Source organism: Lacinutrix salivirga, assembly GCF_053604675.1.
Genome location: NZ_JBSHNP010000012.1, coordinates 1 through 2,930, shown reverse-complemented (window position 1 = coordinate 2,930; position 2,930 = coordinate 1). Strand labels below are relative to the sequence as shown.

The 2,930-nt window shown below is 31.6% G+C and carries 3 protein-coding genes and 1 pseudogene; all 4 read right to left on the bottom strand.

Annotation, left to right across the window (positions count from 1 at the left end):
- Window positions 1-548 (bottom strand): annotated as a pseudogene (locus tag ACVC5O_RS00070) (hypothetical protein); the annotation flags it as partial.
- 12 nt (window positions 549-560) lie between these two features.
- Complete coding sequence (locus ACVC5O_RS00065; RefSeq protein WP_452219426.1) at window positions 561-1,058, bottom strand: hypothetical protein; 498 nt, start codon at window positions 1,056-1,058, stop codon at window positions 561-563.
- Window positions 1,049-2,077, bottom strand: a complete 1,029-nt coding sequence (locus ACVC5O_RS00060) for an RHS repeat domain-containing protein (RefSeq protein ID WP_452219425.1) — start codon at window positions 2,075-2,077, stop codon at window positions 1,049-1,051. The genes ACVC5O_RS00065 and ACVC5O_RS00060 overlap by 10 nt, the downstream gene beginning before the upstream one ends.
- Window positions 2,078-2,176: 99 nt before the next feature.
- The coding region (locus tag ACVC5O_RS00055; protein WP_452219424.1) for a hypothetical protein at window positions 2,177-2,930 on the bottom strand (754 nt) is incomplete at its 5' end.

Below are 2,930 nucleotides of genomic sequence, written 5' to 3'. Positions count from 1 at the left end.
TTGTATTGCCACTCGTGTAGAGGTACGTTTCCGTCCCAAATAAAGCGTGTAATTTTTGCTTTATTATCTATAGACCCTTCGACTGCGCTCAGGGAGACAATACTGCGAGATGTTGATTTTAATTTGGCAGTACGTCTGCCTAAGGCATCGTACTCAAAACTTATGGTTTCGTTGTTAGGTTTGGTTACACTTTTAAGCATGCCATTGCCTTGCCAAGTGTAATCCCAATTGCCTGTGTTGGTGATTTTGGTAATTAGGTTACCTTCGGCATCGTACTTATAGGTATTGCCATTGGCTTTGTGTAACTGTCCGCCTTTATTATAGGTTCTGTCATTTTGGCCTTTATCTCTATATAAGTTACCAACTTCGTCTGGTAATTTGTAATCAAATTGTTTATCCTCGTAACGTGCTGTGGCTAAATTGCCAAAATCGTCGTATCCAAAATTTACAATCCCGTTATTGAGTTGGTTTGTAATTTTATGGAGTTGGTCGTTAACGTTCCAGAAGGAGTTTATGAGTAATCCTAGATAAAAAATATACTTAGTCATTTTATCTATTTTTTAAAAATCATATATAATATCAAGATTACCTAGAAATTTTGGTTTATTTTCCTTAGGGATAATTACAATTTCAATTATTGGTAATAGGTCATTATTAATTCCACAATGAATTTCTATTTCTGCCCAGCCACTTTTTATATCATATTCTAAAAGTTTGTCGTTTTCTATTAAATCATCAATTATAAATTTTTTTAAATAACCCAATCCACAGATACAAACCTTTGATTTTACATTTATTATCCAACCTGTAGTAGAAACGAGAGTTTCATTTAAATAAGATAACTTATTCATACTTACTACAAATCCATAGTCATCTGGTTGAGCAACAACAATTGGAATGGCAATTCCTTTTTTTGAAATTACTTCTCCAAAATCAGTTTCGATTAAAGGAGTAAGAATATCATTATTTTTAAAATTATCTATTTTAAATTTTAAGAATGATTCTTGATCAAAAACTACAAAACCATTTAATTCTGAGAATAAAGTCTTTATTTGCATGACATTTGAGCTTTATGCCATTTTTCTAAAGCTTCAAATGCTTCAAGAGGCGTTGCGTTTTTTATAAGTACTTCTCCTGTTTTTGGAATTCGTAATTCACCTTTAATATGGTTTACATCTTTTAAGCCCTTTTTACTTGCAGCAATAAGCTCCTCTGGAGTACCATTCCATGCTCCTCGTGTAGAGCCTACATGAGGTTTTTGAGCTCTATGAATCTCTTCATGAGCTCCAGGAGTATATGGTTCATCAAAAAAATATGTTGGCGTAGTGGTACTAGAAGCTAAGTTATCTAAACCTACACTAGCTGCTTTGTTTTTATACACTAAATGATGTCCTTGTCTTGTGGGATTTGGCCAAGGCATTAAGCCTAATGGGTCTATGTAAAAGTTTGAATTATCTATATAACTATATAAATTTGGCATTCCTCCTGAAAATCCAATAGGATCTTGACTCAAATAAACACCAATATCAGGACTGTAGAATCGATACCTATTATAATATAACCCAATCTCTTCATCTTCATACTGTCCTTGATATCTAAAAGGACAATCACTTGCAACACCTTTTGCTAACTTACGTATTTTACCGTAAATATCATACTCAACTTCCCAAGTTTTTTCTCCAGAAGAATTATACATTTCTACAGGAGTACCCAAATAATCTGTTATAATACTATACGTTTCATTTTTGGTTATTTTTGCCGCTGGCTTAAAAGTGCCTTCGTCAAAAATCCAAGTGATTAAATTATCTAATGGTTCTGGTTTGTCTTTTTTCAGTACTCCTTCTTCTTTAATTACAAGTTTTGGTCTCTCTTGTAAATTGTATTGCCACTCGTGGAGAGGTACGTTTCCGTCCCAGATAAAGCGGGTGATTTTTGCTTTATTATCTATAGACCCTTCGACTGCGCTCAGGGAGACAATACTGCGAGATGTTGATTTTAATTTAGCAGTACGTCTGCCTAAGGCATCGTACTCAAAACTTATAGTTTCGTTGTTAGGTTTGGTTACGCTTTTAAGCATGCCATTGCCTTGCCAAGTGTAGTCTCAATTGCCTTTATTGGTGATTTTATTGCAATGAACTTCTTTTAATTAATATTGGTGTTTAATAAATCATGTATTTTATTTCATAATTTCTATATTACTACCATGCTCTTTTAAAATATATTCTTCAATGTCTTGTAAACTATATTTTTTTTTATTTTTCACGGTCAGTTCAATTAATTTGAATTTTAAATCATAATTTTCGTTATATCCCGTTGGAATAACAGGCATTCTAGCCATATTAGTATTAAACAAAGCATTATTGATAGTTGGCATATCTAGCCCTAATTTTTTTCTTACTTTTATTAAATTAATTAATTCCATAGGAATTAAACCACTTGTTAAAAACTCTTCGTTTTCCCATTTTTCTCCTCGCTGTAAACCAATCCCATTTAAATGATATTCGCAGAGCTCGTCCCAATATTTAGACTCTATTTTAGAAAAATCATCCCAATTATCAATTAAATTTTGATAAATTCCATACCCTTTTCCATAATTGAATACTAGCTCTTTTACAGGATTGTTACCTAACCATTTATCAATTAAAAAATGTACTAATTGAGTACTTGGATAAACTTTTTGCGTTTTAAAGTTTTTATCTTTTAGATTATTTTCGTCAGTTAAATAATTTTTAGAAATTTCTATTAAGCTTTTTAATAAATCGTTTCTTTCAACATATAAACTATATTCGTAAACACCTTTTAAATGATCTATCCATTTATCTTTATTATGTCCATAAGTCCAAAAGACTGCTGTTCGCTCAAAATATTTCCAACAGTCTTTATTTCCTTGAAATAATAAGTTTTTTGCTCTAATATGTGTGCAATTTGGA